Below are 2,863 nucleotides of genomic sequence, written 5' to 3'. Positions count from 1 at the left end.
GAGGTGTGATCCGCTCACGTAATTGACCCGCTCGCCGCTCGTCGTGACCCAGTAGCGCGCTCGTGGTGTTCGTCGAGGTTACGGCGAGCGTTCGGGTGCAGTTGTGAAGATCGTCCCTCTTCCTCGTTCAAGATCCTTTCCCGGCGGCCTGGCAGCCGGGAGATGGCGGATGGCGAGGAGGACGTTCTACGTGATCGATATAACCGAGATCCTGGTGCACTGGTACGCCGGGCGGTCTCAGCACGATGTCGCGGGTTCGCTGGGGGTGGCCCGCGGGACGATCCGCCGGTATGTGGAGCCGGCGATCGCGGCTGGGTTCGTGCCCGGCGGGCCGCCGGTGTCGGAGGCGGAGTGGGCGGCGCTGGTCAAGGAGTGGTTCCCGCATCTGACGGATACCCGGTTGCGGCAGGTGACCTGGCCGGAGTTCGACAAGCACCGCGAGTACATCGCCGGGCAGTTGCGGGCCGGGGTGACCAAGGCGACGATCCATCAGCGGCTGCGCGATGAGCGCGGGGTGCCCGGGTCGGTGGCCTCTCTCAAGCGGTACATCGCGGCGAACCTGGCCGAGGACGCCGTGAGGGCGAAGGTCACGGTGCTGCGGGCGGATCCGGAGCCGGGGCTGGAGGCGCAGATCGACTACGGGCTGCTGGGTTCCTGGACCGATCCGCGCACCGGACGCTCGCAGCGGATCTGGGCGTTCGTGATGGTGCTGTCGCACTCGAGGCACATGTTCGTCCGCCCCGTGGTGAGCATGGACCAGGCTTCGTGGACGGCCAGTCACGTCGAGGCGTTCGCGTTCTTCGGCGGCGCTCCGGCGCGTCTGGTGCCGGACAACCTGAAGACCGGGGTGGACAAGCCCGACCTCTATGACCCGAAGCTGAACCGTTCCTATGCCGAACTCGCGGCGCATTACGGCACGTTGGTGGATCCGGCGCGTGCTCTGAAGCCCAAGGACAAGCCCCGGGTGGAGCGCCAAATGCCTTATATACGTGATTCGTGGTGGAAGGGTCGGGAGTTCACGTCGCTGGTGGAGATGCAGGCGTCGGCGTTGCACTGGTGCCGTGAGGTCGCGGGCCGGCGCAGGCACCGCGGTCTGGACGGCCGTACTCCGGCCGAGGTGTTCGACCAGGCCGAGGCCGGGACGCTGACCCCGCTGCCGGCCGCGCCGTTCATCCTGGCGGAGTGGTCACGGGCCAAGGTCGCCCCGGACGTGCACGTGAAGTGCGGCAAGGTGCTCTACAGCGTTCCGTGGAAGCTGATCGGGAGCCACGTCGACATCCGGGCCACGGCGACGATGGTGCAGATCTTCCACCAGGGCGAGCTGGTGAAGACCCACGTCCGTCAGGACAAGGGCCGGGCCACGGACATCGCGGACTACCCGCCGGAGAAGATCGCCTTCCATGCCAAGACCCCCGCCTGGTGCCGCCAGCAGGCTGAGCAGACCGGGCCCGCGACCACCGCGGTCATCGCCGAACTGCTGGACGGCCCGGCCCTGCACCGGCTGCGTTCGGCCCAGGCGATCTTGAATCTGGCCGGCAAGCACACCGACGCCCGGCTGGAAGCGGCCTGCCGCAAGGCCGCCGCAGCCGGCGACCCGTCGTATCGCACCATCCGCAACATCCTGGCCGCGGGGCTGGAGGACACCGGGCACGACGACCGTCCCACCGGTGACGCCGGCGCCCCGGCGTTCCTGCACGGCCCCGAGCGGCTGTTCGCCGACGTCATCCCGTTCCCCGCGAACGCTGCGACGACGACCGGCACGACGAGCACGGCACCCGCCGCTCGTCATGCCGATGCCGACGGCGGCGAGCCGGGCGCCGCCTCGTGACCCACGCCGACACGGTCGCGCTGCCCCGCAAGGACGCCATCGCGCTGGCCGGGCTGCTGCGGACCCTCGAGACGGTGCTGGACATCGACGACGTGTCCGTCGCGGACGCCCTGGACGCGCACTTCGGCTTCGACGGCGCCGTCGACGTGCTGTTCACCACCGCCGGCCTGCACGCCGACACCCTCCACAGCCTGCTCACCCACCCCACCGGACACCCCCAGAAGGCCGAGACCACACGATGACGATCCTGCGCCCCGCGCTGGCCGACAGCCTCCGAGCCCTGAAACTGTCCGGGATGCTGGAAACCCTGGACGCCCGCCTCGCCCAGGCCCAGGGCGGCAACCTGGGCTACCTGGAGTTCCTGCAGATCCTCTGCGACGACGAGATCACCCGCCGGGAACAGGTCGCCATGGCCCGCCGCCTGCGCCGAGCCCGCTTCGAGACCGAGACCACCCTCGAAGGCTTCGACTTCTCCGCCAGCCCCAAACTCCCGGCCGCACAGATCCGCGACCTCGCGGCACTGCGCTGGCTGCAAGCCGGAGAATCGATCATTGTCTACGGGGCCGTCGGCGTCGGGAAGACACACGTCGCCCAGGCCATGGGACACCTCGCGATCCGCGCAGGAGCCGAGGTCCGCTTCCACAAGACCAGCCGCATCCTGGCCGACCTGGCCGGCGGCCACGCCGACCACACCTTCGACAAACGCCTCGCCGCACACATCAAGCCCGACCTGCTGATCCTCGACGACTTCGCGATGCGCGAGCTCACCGCCACGCAGGCCGACGACCTCTACGAGCTGATCTCCCAGCGCGTCGCCGAGGGCCGCTCGATCGCGATCACCGCTAACCGCGCACCGCAGGACTGGTATCCGCTGTTCCCGAACCCGGTCGTCGCCGAGTCACTCCTGGACAGACTGATCAACACCAGCCATCAGGTCTTCATGAACGGCCCCTCCTACAGGCCGAACAAGCGCCCCAAGAACCCGAAGTAGACCCGATCACCACACCCGGGGCCGGATCAATTACGTGAGCCGAC

General features: G+C 69.0%; 3 protein-coding genes. All 3 read left to right on the top strand.

Features of this window, described 5'->3' with window-relative positions; genetic code table 11:
* Window positions 1–190 precede the first annotated feature (190 nt).
* From istA to istB, 3 genes are read left to right on the top strand one after another with little or no spacing between them, the layout of a single operon-like run.
* A complete protein-coding gene (istA, locus tag ACLHRZ_RS42440) occupies window positions 191–1,828 on the top strand; it encodes an IS21 family transposase (protein ID WP_490423989.1) in 1,638 nt (545 codons plus the stop codon).
* Window positions 1,825–2,070, top strand: coding sequence for a hypothetical protein (locus ACLHRZ_RS42435; RefSeq protein WP_490423988.1), 246 nt, complete (start codon window positions 1,825–1,827; stop codon window positions 2,068–2,070). The genes istA and ACLHRZ_RS42435 overlap by 4 nt, the downstream gene beginning before the upstream one ends.
* The gene (gene istB / locus ACLHRZ_RS42430) at window positions 2,067–2,819 is read left to right on the top strand and encodes an IS21-like element helper ATPase IstB (protein WP_490423987.1); all 753 of its coding nucleotides are present in this window, start codon (window positions 2,067–2,069) and stop codon (window positions 2,817–2,819) included. Before ACLHRZ_RS42435 ends, istB begins: the two co-directional genes overlap by 4 nt.
* Window positions 2,820–2,863: the final 44 nt, after the last annotated feature.

Source organism: Streptomyces sp. AM25 (genome assembly GCF_058146165.1).
Note: the sequence above shows the minus strand (reverse complement) of the source record. Positions and strands in the feature narration are given on the sequence as shown.

Bases quoted from the DNA above. Each gene is read 5' to 3' on its own strand.
- istB (WP_490423987.1), top strand. From the start codon at position 2,067: ATGACGATCCTGCGCCCCGCGCTGGCCGACAGCCTCCGAGCCCTGAAA.